Origin of the sequence: Gleimia coleocanis DSM 15436 (assembly GCF_000159015.1) — a bacterium.
Classification (GTDB): domain Bacteria; phylum Actinomycetota; class Actinomycetes; order Actinomycetales; family Actinomycetaceae; genus Gleimia; species Gleimia coleocanis.
Genome location: NZ_DS999544.1, coordinates 79,747 through 101,744 on the forward strand (window position 1 = coordinate 79,747; position 21,998 = coordinate 101,744).

Annotated in this window: 17 protein-coding genes; 14 read left to right on the forward strand and 3 right to left on the reverse strand. The window is 52.1% G+C overall.

Annotated elements, in window-relative coordinates; genetic code table 11:
• The first annotated feature begins 32 nt into the window (after positions 1-32).
• The 3 genes from purL to HMPREF0044_RS04605 all read left to right on the forward strand — a co-directional run bounded on the left by purL (position 33) and on the right by HMPREF0044_RS04605 (position 4,561).
• Entirely contained in the window at positions 33-2,447 is a 2,415-nt protein-coding gene (gene purL / locus HMPREF0044_RS04595; RefSeq protein WP_006546954.1) for a phosphoribosylformylglycinamidine synthase subunit PurL, read from the forward strand.
• Positions 2,448-2,760: 313 nt separating this feature from the next.
• Complete coding sequence (gene gdhA, locus HMPREF0044_RS04600; protein ID WP_006546955.1) at positions 2,761-4,098, forward strand: NADP-specific glutamate dehydrogenase; 1,338 nt, start codon at positions 2,761-2,763, stop codon at positions 4,096-4,098.
• A gap of 25 nt (positions 4,099-4,123) precedes the next feature.
• Positions 4,124-4,561, forward strand: coding sequence for a sterol carrier family protein (locus tag HMPREF0044_RS04605; protein ID WP_084799331.1), 438 nt, complete (start codon positions 4,124-4,126; stop codon positions 4,559-4,561).
• Between the two features lie 111 nt (positions 4,562-4,672).
• On the opposite strand, the gene HMPREF0044_RS04610 is transcribed toward HMPREF0044_RS04605, so the two are convergent.
• On the reverse strand, positions 4,673-6,484 hold the full coding sequence (locus HMPREF0044_RS04610) for a glycoside hydrolase family 13 protein (protein ID WP_006546957.1): 1,812 nt from the start codon (positions 6,482-6,484) through the stop codon (positions 4,673-4,675).
• 14 nt (positions 6,485-6,498) lie between these two features.
• Positions 6,499-7,506, reverse strand: coding sequence for a LacI family DNA-binding transcriptional regulator (locus HMPREF0044_RS04615; RefSeq protein WP_006546958.1), 1,008 nt, complete (start codon positions 7,504-7,506; stop codon positions 6,499-6,501).
• Positions 7,507-7,852: 346 nt separating this feature from the next.
• Between HMPREF0044_RS04615 and HMPREF0044_RS04620 the strand changes: the two genes are divergently transcribed.
• The 6 genes from HMPREF0044_RS04620 (at position 7,853) to HMPREF0044_RS04645 (ending at position 14,481) form a co-directional block, all read left to right on the forward strand.
• Positions 7,853-9,097, forward strand: coding sequence for a sugar ABC transporter substrate-binding protein (locus HMPREF0044_RS04620; protein WP_006546959.1), 1,245 nt, complete (start codon positions 7,853-7,855; stop codon positions 9,095-9,097).
• An 85-nt stretch (positions 9,098-9,182) separates the two neighbouring features.
• Positions 9,183-10,787: an ABC transporter permease subunit gene (locus HMPREF0044_RS04625; RefSeq protein WP_006546960.1), complete on the forward strand. Its 1,605-nt coding sequence runs from the start codon at positions 9,183-9,185 to the stop codon at positions 10,785-10,787.
• Positions 10,787-11,674, forward strand: a complete 888-nt coding sequence (locus tag HMPREF0044_RS04630) for a sugar ABC transporter permease (protein ID WP_006546961.1) — start codon at positions 10,787-10,789, stop codon at positions 11,672-11,674. Before HMPREF0044_RS04625 ends, HMPREF0044_RS04630 begins: the two co-directional genes overlap by 1 nt.
• Before the next feature lie 304 nt (positions 11,675-11,978).
• A complete protein-coding gene (locus tag HMPREF0044_RS04635) occupies positions 11,979-12,239 on the forward strand; it encodes a DUF4235 domain-containing protein (RefSeq protein ID WP_006546962.1) in 261 nt (86 codons plus the stop codon).
• A 134-nt stretch (positions 12,240-12,373) separates the two neighbouring features.
• Positions 12,374-13,168 carry an ABC transporter ATP-binding protein gene (locus tag HMPREF0044_RS04640; protein WP_141553844.1) on the forward strand — a complete coding sequence of 265 codons (795 nt, stop codon included), beginning with the start codon at positions 12,374-12,376 and terminating at the stop codon, positions 13,166-13,168.
• Positions 13,165-14,481, forward strand: coding sequence for an ABC transporter permease family protein (locus HMPREF0044_RS04645; protein ID WP_006546964.1), 1,317 nt, complete (start codon positions 13,165-13,167; stop codon positions 14,479-14,481). The genes HMPREF0044_RS04640 and HMPREF0044_RS04645 overlap by 4 nt, the downstream gene beginning before the upstream one ends.
• A 119-nt stretch (positions 14,482-14,600) precedes the next feature.
• On the opposite strand, the gene HMPREF0044_RS04650 is transcribed toward HMPREF0044_RS04645, so the two are convergent.
• Positions 14,601-15,575, reverse strand: a complete 975-nt coding sequence (locus tag HMPREF0044_RS04650; RefSeq protein ID WP_006546965.1) for a hypothetical protein — start codon at positions 15,573-15,575, stop codon at positions 14,601-14,603.
• A gap of 471 nt (positions 15,576-16,046) precedes the next feature.
• Here HMPREF0044_RS04650 and HMPREF0044_RS04655 point away from each other — a divergent pair, with 471 nt between their 5' ends.
• The 5 genes from HMPREF0044_RS04655 (at position 16,047) to HMPREF0044_RS08370 (ending at position 21,749) form a co-directional block, all read left to right on the forward strand.
• Positions 16,047-17,108, forward strand: coding sequence for a thiamine ABC transporter substrate-binding protein (locus HMPREF0044_RS04655; RefSeq protein WP_006546966.1), 1,062 nt, complete (start codon positions 16,047-16,049; stop codon positions 17,106-17,108).
• A 5-nt stretch (positions 17,109-17,113) separates the two neighbouring features.
• Positions 17,114-18,808 carry an ABC transporter permease gene (locus tag HMPREF0044_RS04660; RefSeq protein ID WP_006546967.1) on the forward strand — a complete coding sequence of 565 codons (1,695 nt, stop codon included), beginning with the start codon at positions 17,114-17,116 and terminating at the stop codon, positions 18,806-18,808.
• Positions 18,809-18,814: 6 nt separating this feature from the next.
• A complete protein-coding gene (locus HMPREF0044_RS07875; protein ID WP_084799333.1) occupies positions 18,815-19,942 on the forward strand; it encodes an ABC transporter ATP-binding protein in 1,128 nt (375 codons plus the stop codon).
• 44 nt (positions 19,943-19,986) lie between these two features.
• A complete protein-coding gene (locus HMPREF0044_RS04670; protein ID WP_141553845.1) occupies positions 19,987-21,429 on the forward strand; it encodes an MFS transporter in 1,443 nt (480 codons plus the stop codon).
• A 188-nt stretch (positions 21,430-21,617) separates the two neighbouring features.
• A complete protein-coding gene (locus HMPREF0044_RS08370; protein ID WP_006546970.1) occupies positions 21,618-21,749 on the forward strand; it encodes a hypothetical protein in 132 nt (43 codons plus the stop codon).
• Positions 21,750-21,998: the final 249 nt, after the last annotated feature.

Sequence of the window (21,998 nt, forward strand, 5' to 3'; positions counted from 1 at the left end):
CGTAATCTGACTAAGATAGCTTAAAATAAGGAATGAACGTGCGCGAACATCCAGATACGATTGATGACGCAGCTGCTACCCCGGATAAGGAAATGCCTTGGAAGGAACTCGGTCTGAAAGAAGACGAGTACGCTTCCATCGTGAACCTCCTGGGTCGTCGCCCAACCAACGCAGAACTGGCCATGTACTCTGTAATGTGGTCCGAACACTGCTCCTACAAGTCTTCTAAGAAGCACCTGTCCGAACAGTTCGGTAAGAAAACTACCGAAGCCATGAAGAAGCACCTGATGGTCGGCATCGGCCAGAACGCTGGTGTGGTCGATATTGGTGACGGCTGGGCAGCTACTTTCAAGGTAGAATCCCACAACCACCCTTCCTTCGTGGAACCATACCAGGGTGCTGCTACCGGTGTTGGCGGTATCGTCCGTGACATTATTTCCATGGGCGCTCGCCCAATCGCAGTGATGGATCAGCTACGTTTTGGTGATCCTAAGCATCCTGACACTGCTCGCGTAGTACACGGTGTTGTATCCGGCGTGGGTGGCTACGGTAACTGCCTGGGCCTGCCAAATATTGGTGGCGAAACCGACTTTGATCCTTCCTACCAGGGCAACCCACTGGTTAACGCACTGTGCGTGGGCGTTATGCGCCACGACTCCATTCACTTGGCAAACGCAGAAGGCGTTGGCAACCACGTGATTCTGTTCGGTGCGCGCACCGGCGGTGACGGTATCGGTGGCGCTTCCATTCTGGCTTCCGAATCTTTCGAGGACGGCATGCCAACTAAGCGCCCATCCGTACAGGTTGGCGACCCATTCATGGAAAAGGTACTCATTGAAGCTTGTTTGGAACTCTTCTCTGCAGGTGTTGTAGAAGGTATTCAAGACTTGGGTGCAGCAGGTATTTCCTGTGCAACTTCCGAACTGGCTTCTAACGGTAACTCCGGTATGCATGTTGATTTGGAAAACGTATTGCTACGCGACCAGACTCTGACTGCCGGTGAAATCCTCATGTCTGAATCCCAGGAACGCATGATGGCAGTAGTTACCCCAGAAAACCTCGATCGCTTCATGGAAATCATGGCGAAGTGGGATGTGGAAGCCTCTGTAATCGGTATAGTTACCGGTGATGGTCGTCTGACTATCGACCACTTTGGTGAACGTATTGTTGACGTTGATCCTAAGACCGTTGCCCATGATGGTCCGGTTTATGACCGTCCATACGCACGTCCACTGTGGCTGGATGAACTGCAGATTCACGACTCTTCTAAGTTGGCTCGCCCAGCTAACCGTCGTGAAATTAAGGAACACACTGTTGATATGCTGACCAGCGCAAACCAGGCCGGCAAGCAGTGGGTAACTGACCAGTATGATCGTTACGTGCGTGGTAACACCACTTTGGCGCAGCCAGATGACGCTGGCGTAGTTCGCGTTGACGAGGACACTAACCTGGGTGTCGCAATCGCAACTGACGCTAACGGCTGGTACTGCAAGCTGGACCCATACGTAGGTGCCCAGCAGGCTTTGGCTGAAGCCTACCGTAACGTTTGTGTAGCTGGTGCGGAACCACGCGCAGTTACTGACTGTTTGAACTTCGGTAACCCAGAAGACCCAGACGCCATGTGGCAGCTGGTTACCGCCATGACCGGTTTGGCAGATGGCTGCCAGACTCTGGGAATCCCAGTTACCGGCGGTAACGTTTCCCTCTACAACTCTTCCGGTAAGGAAAAGGGCAACATTGATTCCTCTATTAACCCAACTCCAGTTGTAGGTGTTCTGGGTGTAATGGATGACGTGCGTCGCGCTCGCCCATCCGGCTGGTTCAACGAGGGCCTGGCAGTTTACGTTTTGGGTGGCACCGCTGATGAACTTGACGGTTCTGCTTGGGCTCGTGACGTCCACGGTCATTTGGGTGGACACCCACCTGTAGTGGACTTCGCTAAGGAAGTTGCTTTAGGTAACGTCCTGCGCGCCCTGATCAACCAGGATGGTCCTGACGGTCAGCCACTGCTGGCAGCAGCGCATGATATTTCTGACGGTGGTCTGATTCAGGCACTGGTTGAAGCATCTGCACGCGCTGGTATTGGTGCTTCCGTGGATATTTCCGCACTGGTGAAGGACAATGAAATCTCTGACTTCGTAGCCCTCTTCTCTGAAACTCAGGCCCGTGCGATTATCGCTGCTCCGGAAGGCGCACACGAAGCAATCGTCGCTGCCGCCGCAGCGGAAGAAGTACCTTGCTACCGTATTGGTGTAACTGGTGGAACCTTGTTGTCCATTGCTGGCGCTGACGCGCTGGGTGATGTAGCTAACTTCGACCCTGAACTTATGGGTGTTGAAGCTGACGCAGGAGCTGCTTTCGGTGAACCAGGTGAGTTTGGTCCACTGGTACTGCGTGTATCTGAACTGCGTGAAGAACTGGCAGCAGTGCTACCTAAGTACTTCTAAGGTTTTCTAGTCATATAGAGCAAAAACTCACATGCGAACGAAGATTCGCATGTGAGTTTTTGCTTACCCGATTTGAAAAATCACATGGGAAATCACGTTCGCATATGACTATCCGCCCTCGGGAAATAATCGAAGCGTAACTTGCCCACCTCGCCGAAGCGTAACCCGCCGTGGTCAAAAACAGACCAACTTTTTGGACAAGATTTACAAAGTAGTAATGATGGATGTTTACTTATATAGGACCATGTGGCATAAAGCCAAGGTATGCGCTTATTAAAGTAAGCGTAAAACGGAATATACAGGAGTACTGAATATGACTAATCGTGTTGAAGAGGTCTACGCAGAAGTTGTACGGCGTAACCCAGCTGAACCTGAATTCCATCAGGCAGTTCACGAAGTACTAGAATCTCTGACTCCGGCACTGGAAAAGAACCCACATTACGCAGACTACGCGCTGCTGGAACGCCTGGTTGAACCAGAACGCCAAATCATCTTCCGAGTACCTTGGATCGACGACGCCGGCAACGTTCGCGTCAACCGCGGCTACCGCATCGAATTCAACTCCGCGCTCGGCCCATACAAAGGCGGCCTGCGCTTCCACCAGTCCGTAAACCGCAACATCATCAAATTCCTCGGCTTTGAACAGATCTTCAAGAATGCCCTCACCGGTCAAGGAATCGGCGGCGGTAAAGGCGGCTCCGACTTCGACCCACACGGCAAGTCCGACAACGAAATCATGCGCTTCTGCCAATCCTTCATGACCGAACTATTCCGCCACATCGGCGCAGAAACCGACGTCCCAGCAGGTGACATTGGTGTAGGCGGCCGCGAAATCGGCTACCTCTTCGGCCAGTACAAGCGCCTCACCAACCGTTTTGAAGCCGGCGTACTCACCGGTAAGAAGCTCGGCTGGGGCGGTTCCCTGGTACGTACCGAAGCAACCGGTTACGGCACCGTGCTCTTCGCCCAGTCCATGCTGGAAACCCGCGGAGAAAGCCTAGAAGGCAAGCGCGTTCTGGTATCTGGTTCCGGTAACGTAGCAACCTACGCAGTGCAGAAAGCACAACAGCTAGGAGCAGTTCCAATCACCATTTCTGACTCCTCCGGTTGGGTACACGACCCAGCAGGCATCGACCTGGATCTGCTTAAGCAGGTTAAGGAAGTTGAACGTGGCCGCGTATCCGACTACGCTGCTCGCCGCCCAGGCTCCACCTTCCACGACAAGGGTTCCGTCTGGGACGTGCCAGCAGAAGTAGCCTTCCCATGTGCAACCCAGAACGAACTCAACGCGGATAACGCTCGCACTCTGCTGTCTAACGGCTGCCAGGTAGTTTCCGAAGGTGCGAACATGCCTTCCACCCCAGAAGCTATCGAACTGTTCCAGGGCTCTAAGATTCTATACGCGCCAGGTAAGGCAGCTAACGCAGGTGGCGTAGCAACTTCCGCACTGGAAATGCAGCAGAACGCTTCCCGCGCAAAGTGGACTTTCGAACGGGCTGAAGCAGAGCTAACTGCCATCATGAAGAACATTCACGATGATTGCTTGGCAACCGCTGAAGAATACGGCGACCCAGGTAACTACGTGTTGGGTGCTAACATTACTGGCTTCACTCGCGTTGCTGACGCAATGCTGGACCACGGTGTAATCTGATTCCGCCAGGCTGAAAGAGGCTATTTTGGCTACGCGTCAGATTAGTTCTGAAGTTGGCTTAACTGCAATCCGCTCCTGCTTGGCGGTTTTAACCGCTGATCCTGCTTTAAGTGGGGAAGAAGCTGGGGCGGATTGCCTGCTTTCACCGGTAACGCCGTCGCAGTGGAAAACAGCGGTGCGTTGGGGTTTGCAGGAGCTTGCGCGTTTAGCTCCGGGGCGGGCAGTGGAAGTGCGGGTTCCTCCGGCGGGTGCCGTCCAAATCCTTGGGGGTACTGTTCACCGGCGGGGGACTCCACCGGCTGTGGTGGAGATGAGTATGGAAGCGTTCGTTGCGTTGGCGGGTGGCGTGGTTTCTTGGACGGATTTATCCGAGGGCGTTGCGCATACTGCTACAGGAAAGCGTTTAATCTTAGATGCTTCTGGGGAACGAGCTGACTTAAGCCACCTTTTCCCGTTGATTTAATACTGTAATTAGTCGGAGCGTAACACTCCCAAGATACTTATCTGGGCGTGTTACGCTCCGACTAATTTATGCCTATTATTTGTGAGTTCAGCGTGTTACGCTTCGAGGTGATTAAGAAGCAAACTGCTGCAAATACACAGTCGTATCAGCAGGCACTAACAAACCAGTCTGACCCTCAGCATCCTCAACTGGCTGCAAATCAGCAGAAGAGAAAACAACCTGCCAACCAGCTGGAACCAACGCCGGCTCAGCAAAAGTAGTAGCCACCACAATCGAGCCACGCATACCAGACTCAGCGTGTACACCCGTATTGACCAAGGCAAGCTCAAATGCAGCAAAATCTTCTAAACCGGAAACATCATGCAAATCGCCCTCAGCAAGACCCAAATCGCGACGCAACTGCAAAAGCAAACGATACCAATGCAAATGAGAATCAGCAGAAGCTAACTGCGTATCCACAGCTAACTCAGCCCACTCCGCCGGCTGTGGCAACCAAGTCTGCCCAGTTGGGCTAAAACCAAACCCAGCAGCAGATGCCTCCCAAGGAAGTGGCACGCGACAACCATCACGACCCGCCTCTGCATGCTGAGTGCGGAAGAAAGCTGGATCCTGCCGAACTGAATCAGGCAAAGTAGTGTGCTCTGGCAAGCCTAACTCCTCACCCTGATACAGGTAAGCAGAACCAGGCAAAGCCATCATCAACATATGCGCGGCCTTAGCACGTCGTAAAGCTAACGCTGCGTCAGGTTGTTCCTCCCAAGTGCGGATGCCATTAGGGCCCTTACCTGTCTCAGACAAGCCCATCCGAGACGCCGCGCGAACTACATCATGGTTAGAAAGTACCCAGGTAGTAGTAGCGCCAACAGAATCCATAGCCGCTAAAGAATCCTTAATCACCGCACGTAGATCCGCGGCATTCCACTTACAACAGAGGAAATCAAAGTTAAAAGACTGATTCATTTCATCAGCGCGCACAAACTTTTCAATCCCCTGACCCGGAGCCACCCAGGCTTCAGCTACCAGAATACGGTCTTGCCCAAACTCATCTAAGACCGAGCGCCAACCGCGGTAGATTTCATGCACACTATCTAAATTCCACATTGGTGGTGGAGGCACGTCACTAGCTAACTTGTCGCCGCCATCAACCATGCCCCAGTGGAACTGCCAGTCCGGCAAAGCCGCATCTTTCATTAGTCCGTGCGCCACATCTACGCGGAAACCATCCACCCCACGTGATAGCCAGAAACGCAAAATGTCATGGAATTCTTCACGCACCTCAGGGTGCTCCCAGTTCAAATCAGGCTGGGAAGAGTCAAATAAATGCAGGTACCAGGAACGATCATTTTTCCATGCGGAACCTGGGGCATCTGGACGGTCACAGACTCGTGTCCACGCAATCGAACCGAAAATTGAAGTCCAATCGTTGGGTGGGAACTTGCCGTCTGTAGTTTCGTTTCCTTCCGCGTCACGACCAGGGCGGAACCAGTAGCGTTCTCGTTCCGCGGAACCTGGGCCGGCAGCTAAGGCTTCTTGGAACCAGGCGTGTTGATCAGAAGTATGGTTTGGAACTAGGTCTACGATTACTCGTAATCCTAGTGAGTGTGCGTGATTAAGTAGCGCGTCAGCATCCTCTAAAGTACCGAAAAGTGGGTCAATTGCCCGATAATCAGAAACATCGTAACCCGCGTCCTTTTGTGGAGAAGCGTAGAAAGGAGACAACCACACTGCATCCGCACCAAGGTCAGCAATATGCTGCAAGCGTGCCGTAATACCAGGCAAATCACCCACGTCAGGTAGAGTGCCGGCGTTAGAAGCCGCGTAAGAACGCGGATAAATCTGGTAGATTACCGCACTGCGCCACCAGTCATTGGACTGGGAGCCAGAATGCAGCAGAACAGCGTTAGTGGGGAGTGCAGAAGTCATAGACCCTCCTTAGGTCACGCTAGGGTAGTGGTGGATTCACGAACAACAAGTTCGGAACGGAAAGTCATGGAGTGGTTTTCAGTAGTTACTCCAGTGATTAAATCGTGCAGGGTGGATACTGCAACTTCAGAAATTTCGCGCACTGGGTGGCGGAAAGTAGTTAGCGGTGGGTTCGTGAAACTAATTAGTGGAGTGTCGTCGAAACCAATGATTGACAGGTCATCTGGAACTGAGATTCCGGCGGTTTCACAGTATTGTAAGCCACCGAGTGCCATCATGTCAGAGCCGTAGATGATGGCAGTGCAACCAGCTTCGACGAGTTTCTTAGTCGCTGCTTGACCGCCCTCGAGAGTAAAAAGGGTGTGGGTAATGTGAACCGGCTGTTCTGGGTAAAGGGCCTGCATTTCTTTGGTGAAGCTGGCAACTTTGCGGGCAGCGGGAATGAAGCGGGCGGGCCCAACTGCTAAGCCGATTTCAGAGTGTCCCAGGGTGCGGAGGTGGCGGATTGCTTGGCGCATGGTGAGCGCGTCGTCGAGGGAGAAATCGGGGGCTTGAATAGTTGGGTTTGAGCCGTTGATGGTTACGAACGGTACTTTTTGTTCAATGAGAGAGTGGTAGCGGTCCGGGTTGGATTCCATGTCGGCGTGTAGGCCGGAGACGAAAATGATGCCGTTGATGCCGTGGTCAAGGAGTAGTTGCACGTGGGTGTCTTCGGTGACACCACCGGCGCGTTGTGTGCAAAGAATTGGCGTGTATCCGAATGAGGTGAGGGCAGTTTCTAGGTTTTGTGCGAAGAGTGGGAAAACTGGGTTGGATAGTTCGGGGATGACCAGGCCGATGAGGCGGGTGGGGCGGCGACGCAGTTTTTCGGGGCGTTCGTAGCCGAGCAGGTCGATGGCAGTGAGGACGGCTTGGCGGGTTTCGGGGGCGACGACGTCTTTTCCGTTGAGTACGCGGGAAACGGTCGCGGTGGAAACTCCTGCTTGGTCGGCGAGCTTGGCGAGGCTAATCCGATTTGTCATTACGAAATGTCCTTATTCTGCGGGTGAGCTGGTGGGGAGATGATTTTCGGGTGGGTTTTTTAGTTTCTTCCCGAGGGCGTTGTGTGACAGGTTCTTTGCAAAAAACGCTACTCAAATCCTTGTAAGATTTTACAGTAAAATTTCAGGAAATTACCGTCGTTACCAAATTGTATCCAAAAGAAAAGACGGTAATTCAAGGAAAACGAAAACGTAAACGGAATTAATCTAAAAAACTTCTTGAAAGCTGTTGCAAAACACTGATGAAGTTATTAACCTATTTTCGACATTCCATCAGCGCGGAAGCTGAATGAATGAAATACTCAAAAAATAACTAATAGGAGAAGAAATGCGACGCGGCATTGTACTTGCAACTGTTGCAACTCTGGGCCTGGGCCTGGCAGCTTGTGGCGGCACCGCTGAAAAAGCAGCTGACAAGATGACTGAAGGAAACGAAGCAGCAACAACCGACGCAGCCCTGACTGTTTGGGTTGATGATAACCGCAAGGAGGCAATTGAAGAAGCAGCTAAAGCATATGAAGAAGCAACCGGCAATAAAGTTGCTGTTGTTGTTAAGGACATTGTCAAGGTTAAGGATGACTTCCAGACTCAGGTTTCCAACGGTGAAGGTCCAGACATCACTGTTGGCGCACACGACTGGTTGGGTGCTTTCGTAGCAAACGGTACTGTTGCTCCACTGGAATTGGGTGACAAGGCTGCTGACTATTCTGAAGTTGCAGTTAAGGCATTCACCTACGACGGCAAGGGCTATGGTCTGCCATACGCTATTGAAAACATAGCGGTTATTCGTAACGCTAAACTGGCTGACTCCACCCCAGCAACCTTCGAAGAATTCGTTGCAAAGGGCAAGGCAGCTAACGTAAAGTACCCATTCCTGGTACAGCTCGGTGAAGAAGGCGACCCATACACCGCATACGCATTCCAGACCTCCTTCGGCGCACCAGTATTCGAATCTAACGAAAACGGCTACACCGACAAGCTGGCACTGGGCGGCGAAAACGGCGTTAAGTTCGCTGAATGGCTGAAGGCAAACGGCAAGACCGGCACCGGCCTGCTGGACACCTCCATCAACTACGACATCGCAGTTGAAGCATTCAAGAACGGTGAAGCACCATTCATCATCGGTGGCCCATGGATGGTAGGCGACTTCCAGAAGGCAGGCATTGAGGTTGCAATCGACCCAATCCCATCCGCAGGTGGTCAGCCAGCACAGCCATTCGTTGGCGTACAGGGCTTCTACGTATCCTCCAAGTCCAAGAACGCTCTGCTAGCATCCCAGTTCCTCACCGACTTCGTTGGCACCAAGGACGTACAGCTGGCAATCTATAAGGCTGGTAACCGTACCCCAGCTCTGAAGGCAGCAGCTGAAGAAGCATCCAGCGACGCAGTAACCGCAGGTTTCGCAAAGGTTGCTGAAGGTGCAGTTCCAATGCCATCCATCCCAGCAATGGGTACCGTATGGGGCTTCTGGGGCAAGACCGAAGCAGCAATCGTAAACGGTGAAGATCCAAAGGCAGCTTGGGAAAAGATGGTTTCTGACATCCAGGCTGAAATCGATAAGCTCGCTAAGTAATCTACTGGCGTAAAATAGACGTGGCGTGTAGGAAGCAGAACTGCTACTACACGCCACGTCATATCCCCATCAAAAGTGAGGACTCATGAAAACAGAGACTGATCGTTCACAGCGATCCACAAAGAAGAAAGAGCAGATGAGTGGCTCCGTTGCCACCACGTGGTCTGCTGGCTTCTTCGTAAAACTAGCCCTGATGGCCGGGGTTAATGCCCTGGGTCTTTACATCATAACGGCTGCATTCACCAAGCAATCCTGGACTATTTTCGCATTGTCACTCATCACGTTAATCGCTGTTGATTACGTGTACTTCTCTCCACGCACCCTAGCTTTGAAGTACCTAACCCCAGGTTTGGTATTCCTCCTAACTTTCCAGGTATTCGTAATTGGCTACACCGGCTACGTAGCGTTCACCAACTACGGTGACCGCCACCTGCTGGACAAGGCTTCTGCAGCAGAATCCATTCTGCGTCAACGTGTTGACCGTGTAGAAGGCACCGCAGAATACCCACTGACCGTCGTGGAAAAGGATGGTGCACTTGGTTTTGCGATCATCGACGGCGATGACGTGAAAGTTGGTACCCCAGAAGAACCTTTCGAAAAAGTCGAGGGCGTTAAGCGCGCAGGTAACATTATCGGTAAAATCCCAGGTTGGGAAGTAGTCAACATCGGTAAACTCGGTGACCGTCAGGCTGAAGTTCTGGGAATGCGCGTGCCGCTATCTGACGATCCTGAAGACGGCCTGGTAGGTACTCAGAACGCATCCACCGGTTACGTATTCGAAACCACCATGGAATGGGATGCTAACGCTGAAACCCTCACCGACCTTAAGACCGGCGACGTTTACACCGCAAATGACGAAACTGGTTTCTTTGAATCCAAGTCCGGTGAAAAGCTTGAAACCGGCTACCGCGTTTGGGTTGGCATCGACAACTTCAAGAAGGCATTCTCTGATTCTCGTTACGCAGGTCCGTTCTTCAAAGTGCTGGCCTGGACCGTAGCATTCGCCTTCCTCTCTGTAATCACCACCTTCTTGGTAGGTATGGTTCTGGCGCTCGTCATGAACGATACCCGTATGAAGGGTCGTAAGGTTTACCGTACGATTATGCTGCTCCCATACGCTTTCCCAGCGTTCATGACAGCATTCCTCTTCGCCGGTATGCTCAACCCTAAGTACGGCTTCTTTAACCAGGCATTCTTCGGTGGCGCAGAAATCCCATGGCTCACCGACCCATGGTTGGCTAAGCTTTCTGTACTGGGCGTAAACCTCTGGATGGGCTTCCCATACATGTTCCTCATCTGTACCGGTGCACTGCAGTCCATCCCAGCTGAACTTAACGAAGCAGCTAAGATCGATGGTGCATCCGGCTTCCAGATTTGGCGCCACATCACCCTGCCACAGCTGATGATTCAGGTATCCCCACTGTTGATTGCATCCTTCGCATTCAACTTCAATAACTTCAACCTGATTTACATGCTCACTAAGGGTGGCCCAGCATTCGCTGATGCCTCCGTCCCAGTCGGTCACACCGATATTCTGATCTCCATGGTCTACCAGGTAGCTGGTCTATCCGGTAAGGCAGCTCGCGACTACGGTCTGGCTTCCGCAATGTCCATCATGATCTTTATCATCGTTGGTACCGTCTCTATGATTAGCTTCAAGCGTTCTAAGTCTATTGAAGGAGCACAGTGATGACTACTAAGACTGTTGAACCGCAGAATAAGAAGAGCTTCGGAAACTGGTTCCGCGAAATTGGTTTCCGCCACGTTGTTGGCTTCATTGCAATCGTGTACTCAGGTTTCCCAATCCTGTACGTACTCTCTGCAGCACTGAACCCAAACATTGGTACCACCCTAAGCTCCTCAAACACTCTCTTCGCAGCAGTATCGTTGGAAAACTTTACTGAACTGGGCGAAAAGACCATGTTCTGGACCTGGTTCCTGAACACCCTGGAAATCGGTATTATCACCGCAATCGGTACCGTGATGATGGGTGCTGCCGCAGCATTCGCATTCTCCCGTTACCGTTTCAAAGGACGTAAGGGATCCCTGCTGGGTCTGATGGTTATCCAAATGTTCCCACAACTGCTGGCATTCGTAGCAGTCTTCCTGCTGCTCATCACCTTGGGTGATATCGTTCCAGCACTGGGCTTGAACTCCAAGTATGCGCTGATCGCTGTTTACTTGGGTGGCGCACTGGGTGCAAATACCTTCCTCATGTACGGTACCTTCAACTCCATTCCAATCGAACTGGATGAAGCTGCTCGTATTGACGGTGCCTCCCACGCCCAGATTTACTGGACCATTGTGCTCCCACTGGTAACCCCAATCCTCGCAGTGGTTGCGCTGTTGTCTTTCATTGCTTCCTTCAACGACTTCATCTTGGCATCCGTTGTGCTGACCGGTCAGGAAAACTGGACCGTAGCAATCGGTATGAACAACTGGGTCGGTGGCAACGAAAAGCACTGGGAATGGTTCACCGCAGGCGCAATCATTGCTTCCCTGCCAATCCTGTCACTGTTCCTATTCCTGCAGAAGTACATTGTTGCAGGTCTGACCGGTGGTTCCGTGAAGGGCTGATATTTAAAGAAACTTCACTTCCAGTTTCCTAACTGAGGGGACTCGCTAAGGCGAGTCCCCTCACTATTTTCCATACCTCATTTTCTCGAAGCGTAACACACCAAGCTCGTTCACCCCCGAAGCGTAACACTCTGGAAACCCCACCACCGCGTGTTACGCTTCGAGGTTTAGATGCTGTCGGAGAGTTACTCTCCGAAGATGTAATGAAGCTCAGCGTGTTACGCTCCGGTGGAAAGACCGGGCAGAACGCCCTCGGGAAAATAAAAATCCGCAGAAACCTACCCAACTGCGCTACCATCGAAGTATGGATATCACTTCAAAACTAATCACCGCCGGTGCCGTCGCCGCCGCCGGATTCGTAGCCGATAAAATCGTTGACAAAGGCTGGGTAATGGTCACCGGACGCCCCGCCCCAAGCAAAGAGGAAGAAGATACCGCAGCACTCGTAGAAGTACTCGTCTTCGCAGCTATCTCTGGCGCTGTGGTTGCCCTCACTCGCCGCTACGCACTACGCGGAACCAACAAATTCATCGCCAAACGCGAAGCTCGCGCGCTACAAGCCTGAAACCAGTAGCGTAAACCAAACTTAAGGGGATGCCCACTGCGGGTATCCCCTTAAAACGTTTCAGGGATAAACCAAGGGGAAAACCAGGGCAATACCCAATAGAACGCACACCAAAAACCACGCAGACTGGAAGTATGAATGAACACGTAACTAACTACCAGCCTGACATCAACACCGGCATCTACGTAAACGCACTAACGAAACACTACCAACGAGAAGGTGTAACCGTGCCCGCCCTTAACAACGTCACCCTGCACCTCGCGCGCGGCGTACAAGTCGCCATCATGGGCCCCTCAGGATCAGGAAAAACCACCCTCTTGCATACCCTCGCAGGGATTATCCCACCCACTTCTGGGTCAGTCCGCCTCGAAGGACAAGAACTAGTCGGCATGAAAGAAACCGCATTATCGAAACTACGGCTAACACGCTTCGGGTTCGTATTCCAAGATGGGCAGCTACTTCCCGAACTCACTAACGAAGAAAACGTAGCACTACCCCTCATGCTTTCCGGCGTTGCAAAGCACACGGCAATCAATCAAGCCCAAGCGCAACTAGCCAGCCTCGGCTTAGACGGCTACGGCGCCTACCGCCCCGGACAACTATCCGGCGGACAAGCCCAACGCGTCGCCATTGCCCGCGCGCTAATCACCCGGCCGCAAGTCGTTTTCGCTGACGAACCCACCGGTGCATTAGACCAAGCCACCAGCGCGGAAGTAATGAGCGTCCTCACCCAAGTCACCGCCGCAAGTGGAACCACCCTGGTGGTAGTCACCCACGACCAAAACGTAGCGAACTGGCTACAACACGCCATCCACATGCGCGACGGGCAGATAACTTCCGTCGTGCCACGCGCCAGCTGCACGCACGCCGAATCCCATACTGCGTCTGCCGCAGAAACCAATACAGAAATTTCCGAGGGCGCCAAATGAAAACCCTCCGCACAAACCTAACTATCCTACGTCGCAGCCGTGACAAGACCACTAGCCTCCTCACAGTCATTGCACTGGCCCTACCGCATACGGTATTCCTGGCAGTACTCGGGGGAGTACTAATGTTTAAATACCGCTTCGACCACCCCACTAATGACTTAATGAAAAACGGGCCACACCTGGGGTTAGCCGTATTCGCAGCGATTTTACTGATTATTCCGGCACTGTCAATGGGAGCAGCAGCCGCGCGACTCGGACTATCACGAAAAGCTAAAACCCTAGCAACCTTGCGTTTAGTAGGAATCAGTCCGGCAGAAGCTAGAACCGCAGCCGTCGCTGACACCCTCCTACAAGCCCTGCAAGGGATCCTTACCGGTAGCGCACTTTACGTAGTCACCCTGCCTGTTTGGACACTACTTTCCTTCCAAGACGTGCAGGTAACGTCCTCGGAAATGTGGATGGGCGTCGTGCAGCTAACTGCCGCCGGACTGGGAATGCTTATTCTCACCGCCCTGTCAGCCCTATTAGCCATGCAAAAAGTAGCGATTACTCCGCTGGGAGTAGTTAAACAAAACCAAACCACCCGTATCAACAAGTGGAGCGTAACACTCACACTAGTATTCTTCGCTTCCTGGTTCCTGGTGGCGCCTTTCATAATGCAAGGCAGCGTTGCGGCAGGATTAACCGTGCTACTAGTGTTTTTAAGCGGAAATATCGCCCTCATGAACGTAATCGGGGTGGCAGCCGTAACCCTACTGGGCCGACTGATTGCCCGCGTGTCACGCTCCGCTTCCGGAATGCTAGCAGGACGCCGCCTTGCCGCCGACCCGAAAGCCGTCTGGCGCTCTTTTGGCGCCCTAGGACTAGTAGCATTCCTCGTGGGCGTACTGCTACCGGGAATGTACTCGCTGTTCGTACTTAGCGACCCCAGCTCCGCGGATACAGAAGTAACTATCATCATCCACGATCTCACCCTGGGACTGGTTCTTACCATGGCGATTTCAACCGTGCTGGCGGCAATCTCCACAGCCGTGCAGCAAGCAATCCGTGCCCTCGACTCAGCCTCACAACGCCAAGCGTTACTACGTATGGGAGCTTCCAAAGACTTCTGGGTACGAGCCCGACGCGCAGAAGTAAGCTACCCAGCGGTAATAATCATTGGCGGAGCTACGCTCGCGGGAGTAGCTTTCGCGTCACCAGTCATGTCAGTTGGCAACATTTTAGTAGCAGTAGCTGCCGCCGTACTATGTGCCTTAGCGGCCCTCATGCTGGTACTCACCGCCGCTGAAACCGCAAGACTATTAGAAAAATAACTAACCCCTTGGTATTTGCACTTGGAAGCAGCCTCTCCCAAGTGCAAATACCAAGGGGTGGGATTAATCCCACCGATTTGGACTTGGGACCAGCCTTTCCCAAGTCCAAATACCAGTGGTTACATGTTTTTTAGTGATCTTCTTATAGGAACGCTTAGTTCAGAAGCTAGAACCTCAACAAACCTGATGTCCATAATTTGCTTTGAGTTATATCGAACTAAATCAATTCCTTGCACCTTTATCGCAGACTCACGGTAATCTTCACGGAAAAAATATTGGGAATCAGCTTGCTTTTCAAAACCATCGCATTCAATACCTACATACCTTTCTCTACCGCGCTTATCGATCCACAAGAAATCAAGCCAATAAGTTGTTGATCCGTATTTCACCGAGGCTTGCGAAATAACCTCAAGATTTAGTTGCAGGAGTGCAACAAAGGTTAAGGATTCAAGAATGGATTCGCACAGGGGGTTTATCCAGTTAAGTCTGCGCATAATACGTTTGCGATATTTTTTCGGGGCATATTGCTGACACAGATTGAGTAAATACTGTTGAATTTCGGGTAATTTCTGCTTAAGTGTAGCAGCTGTTTCTCTTTCGACCTGGAAAATTTTTCGGATTAGAGCATTTGCATTGATCATTGCCGTTCGCACGTCTGTTTGGCTTAAAAGCTCGATTATGAAGTAATCCCATCTGAGTACCCGCAGGCCGTTTATTTCGTCGATTGCTTCGATGGGGTAGTTGCGTTGCTTGCGTTTAACTTTAGTGGTTGCGTTGGTGGAGGTTGTTCCAACGTGTGAGTTACCAGATTTGTTGACTTGGAGGTAGCAGATTTCGATGACCATTTGCTGATTGAACGTGGGGAGAACGTATGCCAAGGCGGCGGTTTGTCCCGTTAAAGCAGTTTCGGCTCGGCTGAATTTCAGTGTATGTTCTGCTAGTTTTAGTAGTTTGTATCGAGTGAGATGCCAAGCGGGTGTATTTTCTGTGAGGATGAGTTCTGTACCGCGAAATAGTGGTTTCCGGATGAGTGTTTCGGCTGAGAGGGGACCGTTTATACGGGGACAGGGTGGGAGAAGGACTTGTTTTGGCATGTGACGATTGTGGCATTTTCGAGGGCGGAAGGAACATGTTTTTCGGAAACTGTGGATAACTTTTTGATTAGAAATCTACATGCCTTGGCCTTTGCACTTAGGAATTGGCTTACGGAAGCGCAAATGCCAAGAGGCAGGCTTAACCCGCGAGCAGGTAGCTAGAGGAAAAACCAGGTAAACTAGATTACGCGACAGGGGAGCGGAGCGTAACTCGCCGAAACTAAACAGAAACCCCAAGTTTCTCAAGTTTCAGCGACGAAGCAAAAAACACCGCTGAGAGTGCGCACAGCGCAGACCCTCGAACCTGATACGGTTAGCACCGACGCAGGAAGTCGACTCTCAAAGTGGAAACACATACCTATCGTTAATAAAACGAAAACTGTTGCGCCAGCTTAAACGGAAACCGACACCGACCGCCCTCCGGAAAATCAGAGGGAACTAAGCAAAGCGCAACCCAACGCATGGAGAAAAATGAAGAAAGCAGTATCCAGCCTGGCAATCCTCGCAGCCGGAGCACTCTTCCTATCCGCTTGCGGAACCGGCGCAAACAACGCTGAAAAAACCGAAAAACCAGCTGCAGAAGCAAAAACCGTAACCGTACTGGCATACGATTCCCTCGAATTTGAAGACGATCTGAAAGCCGAATTCGAAAAAGAAACTGGCTTCAAACTAGATATTCAGCAAATTGGTTCCGGCGGTGAACTCACCAACAAGCTTGTCCTCACCAAAGATAACCCACTGGGCGACGTGGCTTTCGGCGTGGACAACATCAGCGCCTACCGCGCTGTTAAAGAAGGCGTTTTCGCTGAAAAAGCCGCAGAAGTAAGCGAAGCAGAAAAAGCTCAGCAGATTTCCGACGCTCCAGCACTGGTCCCATTTAACCAGTCTGACGTCTGTGTAAATGCTGACCCAGCCTGGTTCAAAGCAAAGAACCTGGAAATGCCTAAGACCCTGGACGACCTTAAGGATCCTAAGTACAAGGACCTGCTAGTCGCGATGAACCCAACCTCATCCTCCCCAGGCCTGGCATTCTTCATGGCTACCGTCGCTAAGTACGAGGACGGCTGGAAAGACTACTGGATGGCGTTGAAGGACAATGGTCTGAAAGTCACCAAGGGCTGGTCGGATGCATTCGGTACCGACTTCTCTGCCGGTGAAGGTAAGGGTGACCGACCACTGATGGTGTCTTATTCTTCCTCCCCAGCTTACGCAGTGAATGAGGCGCTGACTGAATCCGCTATTGCAAACTTGCCGGAAACTTGTTTCCACCAGGTTGAATACGTGGGCGTTTTGAATGGTGCTAAGAACGTTGCGGGTGCGGAAGCATTTGTGAAGTTCATGCAGAAGGCTTCCACGCAGGAAGTTTTCGTTGCAAACAACTATGTGCACCCAATTAATCCTGATGTGAAACTTCCAGAGGCTTTAGCTAGGTTCGGCATGCTGTCTGAGAAGCCTTTCACTTTGGACCCTATGAAGATTGATGAGAACCAGGCTCAGTGGTTGGCTGAGTGGTCTGAACTAATCGCTAAGTGATTTTAATGGGGCGACGGGCATTCTTCACTGACCGGGTTTCTAAGTTTTTAGGGACCTTGGTGGCAGTGGGTGTGCCCGTCGTTTTCCTTTCCCTTTTCTTCCTCTACCCGACGTTTAGTTTGATTTTGCGGGGTTTTATTGATGATGCGGGAGAGTGGGATTTTTCTGGTTTCACGGCGGTTTTGGGGTCTGCGCGAGTTTGGCGTGCGGTGTGGCAGACGCTGTGGTTGTCGGCGGTGGCAACGTTTTTTTCTTTGACGTTGAGTGTGCCGGCGGCGTGGACTTTGTATCGTTTGCGGTTCCCGGGGCGGGCTTTTTTGCGGGGGCTGGTGGCGGTGCCTTTTGTTTTGCCTTCCGTGGTGGTGGGTGTGGCGTTTCGTTCACTGTTTTCCGAGGGCGGTTTGCTGGGTGCTTTCGGTTTAGACGGGACGGCCACCGCGGTTATTGTCGGTATGGTGTTTTTTAACTTTTCGTTGGCTGTGCGCACGGTTGGTAACTTGTGGGTGCGGTTGGATCCGCGGATGGAGGAAGCTGCAGCTTCTTTGGGGGCTAATCCTTTGCGGGTATTTTTTGGGGTGACGTTTCCTCGTTTGTTGCCGGCGTTGAGTGCTGCGGGGGCTTTGGTTTTCTTATTTTGTGCGACTTCTTTTGGTTTGGTGTTGATTTTGTCGGGCACTTCGGTGTCTACGGTTGAGACGGAGATTTATTTTTTAACAACTGCGTTGTTGGATTTGCGTTCTGCGGCGGTATTGTCGATTGTACAGTTGTTGGTGATTGCTTTATCTTTGTGGGTTTCTAAGCGGGCGCAGAATTTTGGGGCGCGCACGCAGAAGTTGCGTACGGATGTGGTGGCTTCACCGGTGCGAGTGCGGGATTTACCGGCGGTGTTATTCACTTTTGCTGTGGTAGTGATTTTATTGGTTTTACCGTTGGTGAATATGCTGGTGTCTTCGTGGCGTCGTGGGGGCGAGTGGACGTTTTCTAACTACTTGGATTTATTTGTTCCGCGGGCTGCGCGGGTTTTGAAGGAGCCGGTTTGGTTTGCGTTGCTGCGTTCTTTTGAGATTGCGGTTTATGCGGCGGGGATTGCTTTAGTTATTGGCGTGTTGGTTTCCGTGGTGATTTCGCGCCGGCCAACTAGTCGTTTTTCTAAGTTGAGTTTGAGTGGGTTGGATGCTTTATTTGCTTTACCTTTGGGTGTTTCCGCGGTTACTGTGGGTTTTGGTTTTTTGATTTCTTTGGATGCGCCTCCGCTTGATTTCCGACAGTCTTGGTGGTTGATTCCGTTAGCGCAGGCGATGGTGGCTGTGCCTTTGGTGGTGCGTTTAGTGTCGGGGGTGTTAGAGCAGATTGATCCGCGCCAGTTAGAGGCGGCGGCTGTGTTGGGTGCTCCTTGGTATCGGGTGCTTTGGGCGGTGGAGTTGCCGTTGGCGTCGCGTTCTATGGTGTTAGCGGGGGCGTTTGCGATGGCTATGTCGTTGGGCGAGTTTGGGGCGACGTCGTTTTTAGCGCGTCCTGCGGAGCCTACTTTGCCGGTGGTTATTTATCGTTTGGTGGGGAAGCCGGGGGCTGCTGAGCAGGGGATGGCTGTGGCTGCGTCGGTTATTTTGGCGGTTTGTGCGGCTTTGTTAATGGTTGTTGCGGAGGCTTGGTTTGATCGCAGTGGGGTGAAGCGTAACACGCCGGCTGTGGGGAAGTGAGTGGTGATGAGTGATTTAGTATTGCGTGATGTGAGTGTTTTTTATGGTTTTTTCCAGGCTGTGAAGAGTGTTGATTTGCGGGTTCCGGCGGGGCAGATTGTGGCGTTGCTGGGTGGTTCTGGTTCTGGTAAGTCGTCGCTTTTGCGGGCTATTGCGGGTTTGGAGGCGGCGGTTGGCGAGTTACGCTTCGGGGATGTGGATTTGCAGCAGGTGCCGGTGCATCGACGTGGTTTTGGTTTGATGTTTCAGGATGGGCAGTTGTTTGGGCATCGGAGTGTGGCGGGTAATATTCAGTTTGGGATTCGCCAGCTTCCACGGGCGGAGCGTAACTTGCGGACTTCGCAATTGCTTGAGTTGGTGGGGTTGCCGGGGTTTGAGAAGCGGCGGATTTCTTCTCTTTCTGGTGGTCAGCAGCAGCGTGTGGCGTTGGCGCGTGCGTTGGCTCCGCATCCGCAGTTGTTGCTTTTGGATGAGCCTCTTTCGGCGTTGGACCGGGGGTTGCGTGAGCAGTTGGCTGTGGAGATTCGCCGGGTGGTGAAGGCTGCGGGGTTGAGTGCGATTTATGTGACTCATGATCAGGAAGAGGCGTTGGCGGTTGCTGATCGGGTGCTGGTGATGCAGGATGGCGTGATTTTGCGGGATGCGACGGGAGTGCAGATTTGGCGTGATCCGCAGTTTAAAGAGGTGGCGCAGTTTTTGGGGTTCCCGTTGATTTTGCCGCTCGCGGTGGCGGGGGAGTGGGGTTTTGTTGTTCCCGAGGGCGGTGCTGATAGCGATTCGGCGAATGGTCGGTTTTTTGCGTGTGCGCCGCATGCGTTTAAGTTGTTGCGGGTTTTTTCCGCGGAGTGTAACACTCGAATCTTGTTTGATGTGGCGGAGCGTAACTCGCTGAATCCGCGTTTTGTGGCGGAAGTTTTGGGTTGGCGGATTGGTCGCGCGCAGGTTGAAGTGTCGTTGCGTGGTCCGGGTGGCTGGGAGTTTTCTGTTGCCGCGCCTTTAGGGGTTTTAGCTGAGTTGGAGGCTCATGTGGGGGTGTTACGCTCGGGGGCTGAGAGTGGTGTGGGCGTGTTGCGCTCCGAGGTGGAAGTGGCTTTGGAGAGTGTATGTTTAGTCACCGAAGCGGGACCCAACTAGCATTTTCTGACACTGTGTCAGATAATTGGGGATAGGAGACAAAATTGAAAGATAAAATGAACGCCCTCGAGAATAAAAATTGGATTCTTGCCACCCTGCTAATCCCCCTAGCCATGTCGCTAATCGCGGTCTCATCCGTGAACGTTGCCCTGGCATCAATTGGGAAAGGCCTGCAAACGACCGATGCGCAACTACAGTGGGTGCTCTCAGGCTACACACTGGTCGTTGGCGTGACCCTCGTGCCAGCTGGACGCCTGGGAGATATGTACTCGCGCCGCACAATGTTTATCTTTGGTTTAATCGCCTTCGTAACCGGCTCATTCCTCAGCGGCTTAGCGCCCTCAGCACTGTCACTCAATGCTGCCCGCGTAATCCAAGGCGTAGGCGCAGGCATGTACTCGCCACAGATTATGGGCATGATCCAGCAGTTCTTCCAAGGACGTGAACGAGCTAAAGCCTTTGGTCTACTAGGCATGGTCGTATCTTTCTCAGTCGCCTTGGGGCCGGTGCTCGCCGGCGCCATTATCTCCTTAGCTGGCTTCGAATCTGGCTGGCGCTACATTTTCTTCATAAACCTGCCACTAGGAATTATCGGTGTGATTTTCGGACTTAAGTTCCTGCCAGCCGAAAATACAATCCCACAAGAACGCCGTCAAGACCTGCCTATTTGGCTGCGTCTAGATTTTGTTGGCGCGGCTCTGCTGTTGGGAGCTATCGTCTCCTTGCTGATACCATTTACTTTCCGTACCTGGCACTGGTGGTTGCCAATGCTACTGGTCCTGGCAGGCGCATTGCTAATCGCCTGGGTTAAGTGGGAATCTGCCTGTCAAGAACGCGGGCATGCACCAATGGTTGATTTGAGCTTGCTGAAAATCCAGTCTTTCTCTGTGGGAATGGCAACTGCCGCAATCTATTTCATGGGCGCAACTTCCATGTTCGTGGTGATGGCAATGTTTGTGCAGAATGAGTTGGGGTATTCGCCACTGGTGGCAGGTGTTTTGGGGTTGCCGAATGCTGTTTTATCGGCGGTAGGCTCACGCTGGGGGTCTTTGAATGTGCTGAATAAGGGACGTAAGATTGTCGTCTTGAGTTTATGCGTGATTGTTTTCGGCGCGTTGCTGTCACTGCTGGTTTTCGCAGGAATTATTTACTTTAAGCTTTCAGTGTGGTGGCTGCTGCTCACTTTAGGGATTATTGGTTTTGGTCAGGGGGTTTTTGGTTCCACTAACCAAACGTTGGCGATGGATGAGGTTCCAGCTGCTACGGGTGGTACTGCGGGGGGTTTGAAACAGACTACTGAGCGGATTGGTACTTCGATTGGTAGTGCTTTGATGACTGGCTTGTATTTCACGGTTTCCGCTGTGTGGGCTGCGGGCCCGGCTATTATGTTGGTTTTCGCAATGGCGGCTGTGGTGGTTTCTTTAGCGGCTTTGGTGGCGGTTTTTGATATGCGTCGCGCGGCTTTGTTTCCGGAGGGCGGTGAATAAATCTTTGTGATTTAGCGGAGCGTAACACGCGGATTAGCCAAGTTGGGGCGGTTTTCGCGGAGCGTAACACGCCCAAAACACAAAAGTTAAATTTTTGAAACTTTATGTGTTTTGGGCGCGTGTTTCATTTTAGGGTACTAATATGTAAGCTACTTAAATCTTTTAAGTAACTTACACTTGTTTTCAAAATGGAGGCCCCTATACAAAAGCGAAAACTCACCAAGCTTTTCACCCTAGGAACCACCCTGGCAACCCTGGTACTCGCCACACAAGCCATCACCCTGACCGAAACCGCGGTGGCATTAGAATCCCAAAACTAAGTCCAAACGCAACGCCCTCGAACTCTAAATATCGTCCAACTCGGCGACTCCTACTCCTCTGGAAACGGCACCGGATAATGGGAACTCGGCAGCGGAAAAGCCTACCGCTCCCACCGAAACTGGGGACGCGTCTACACCAGTTGGCTAAACAACCAAGGCATCCACACCACCTTCACCAACCTCGCCCACAGCGGAGCCGTCAGCTCAGACGTCCTGGTGAAACAAATGCCCCAACTACCACGCAACACC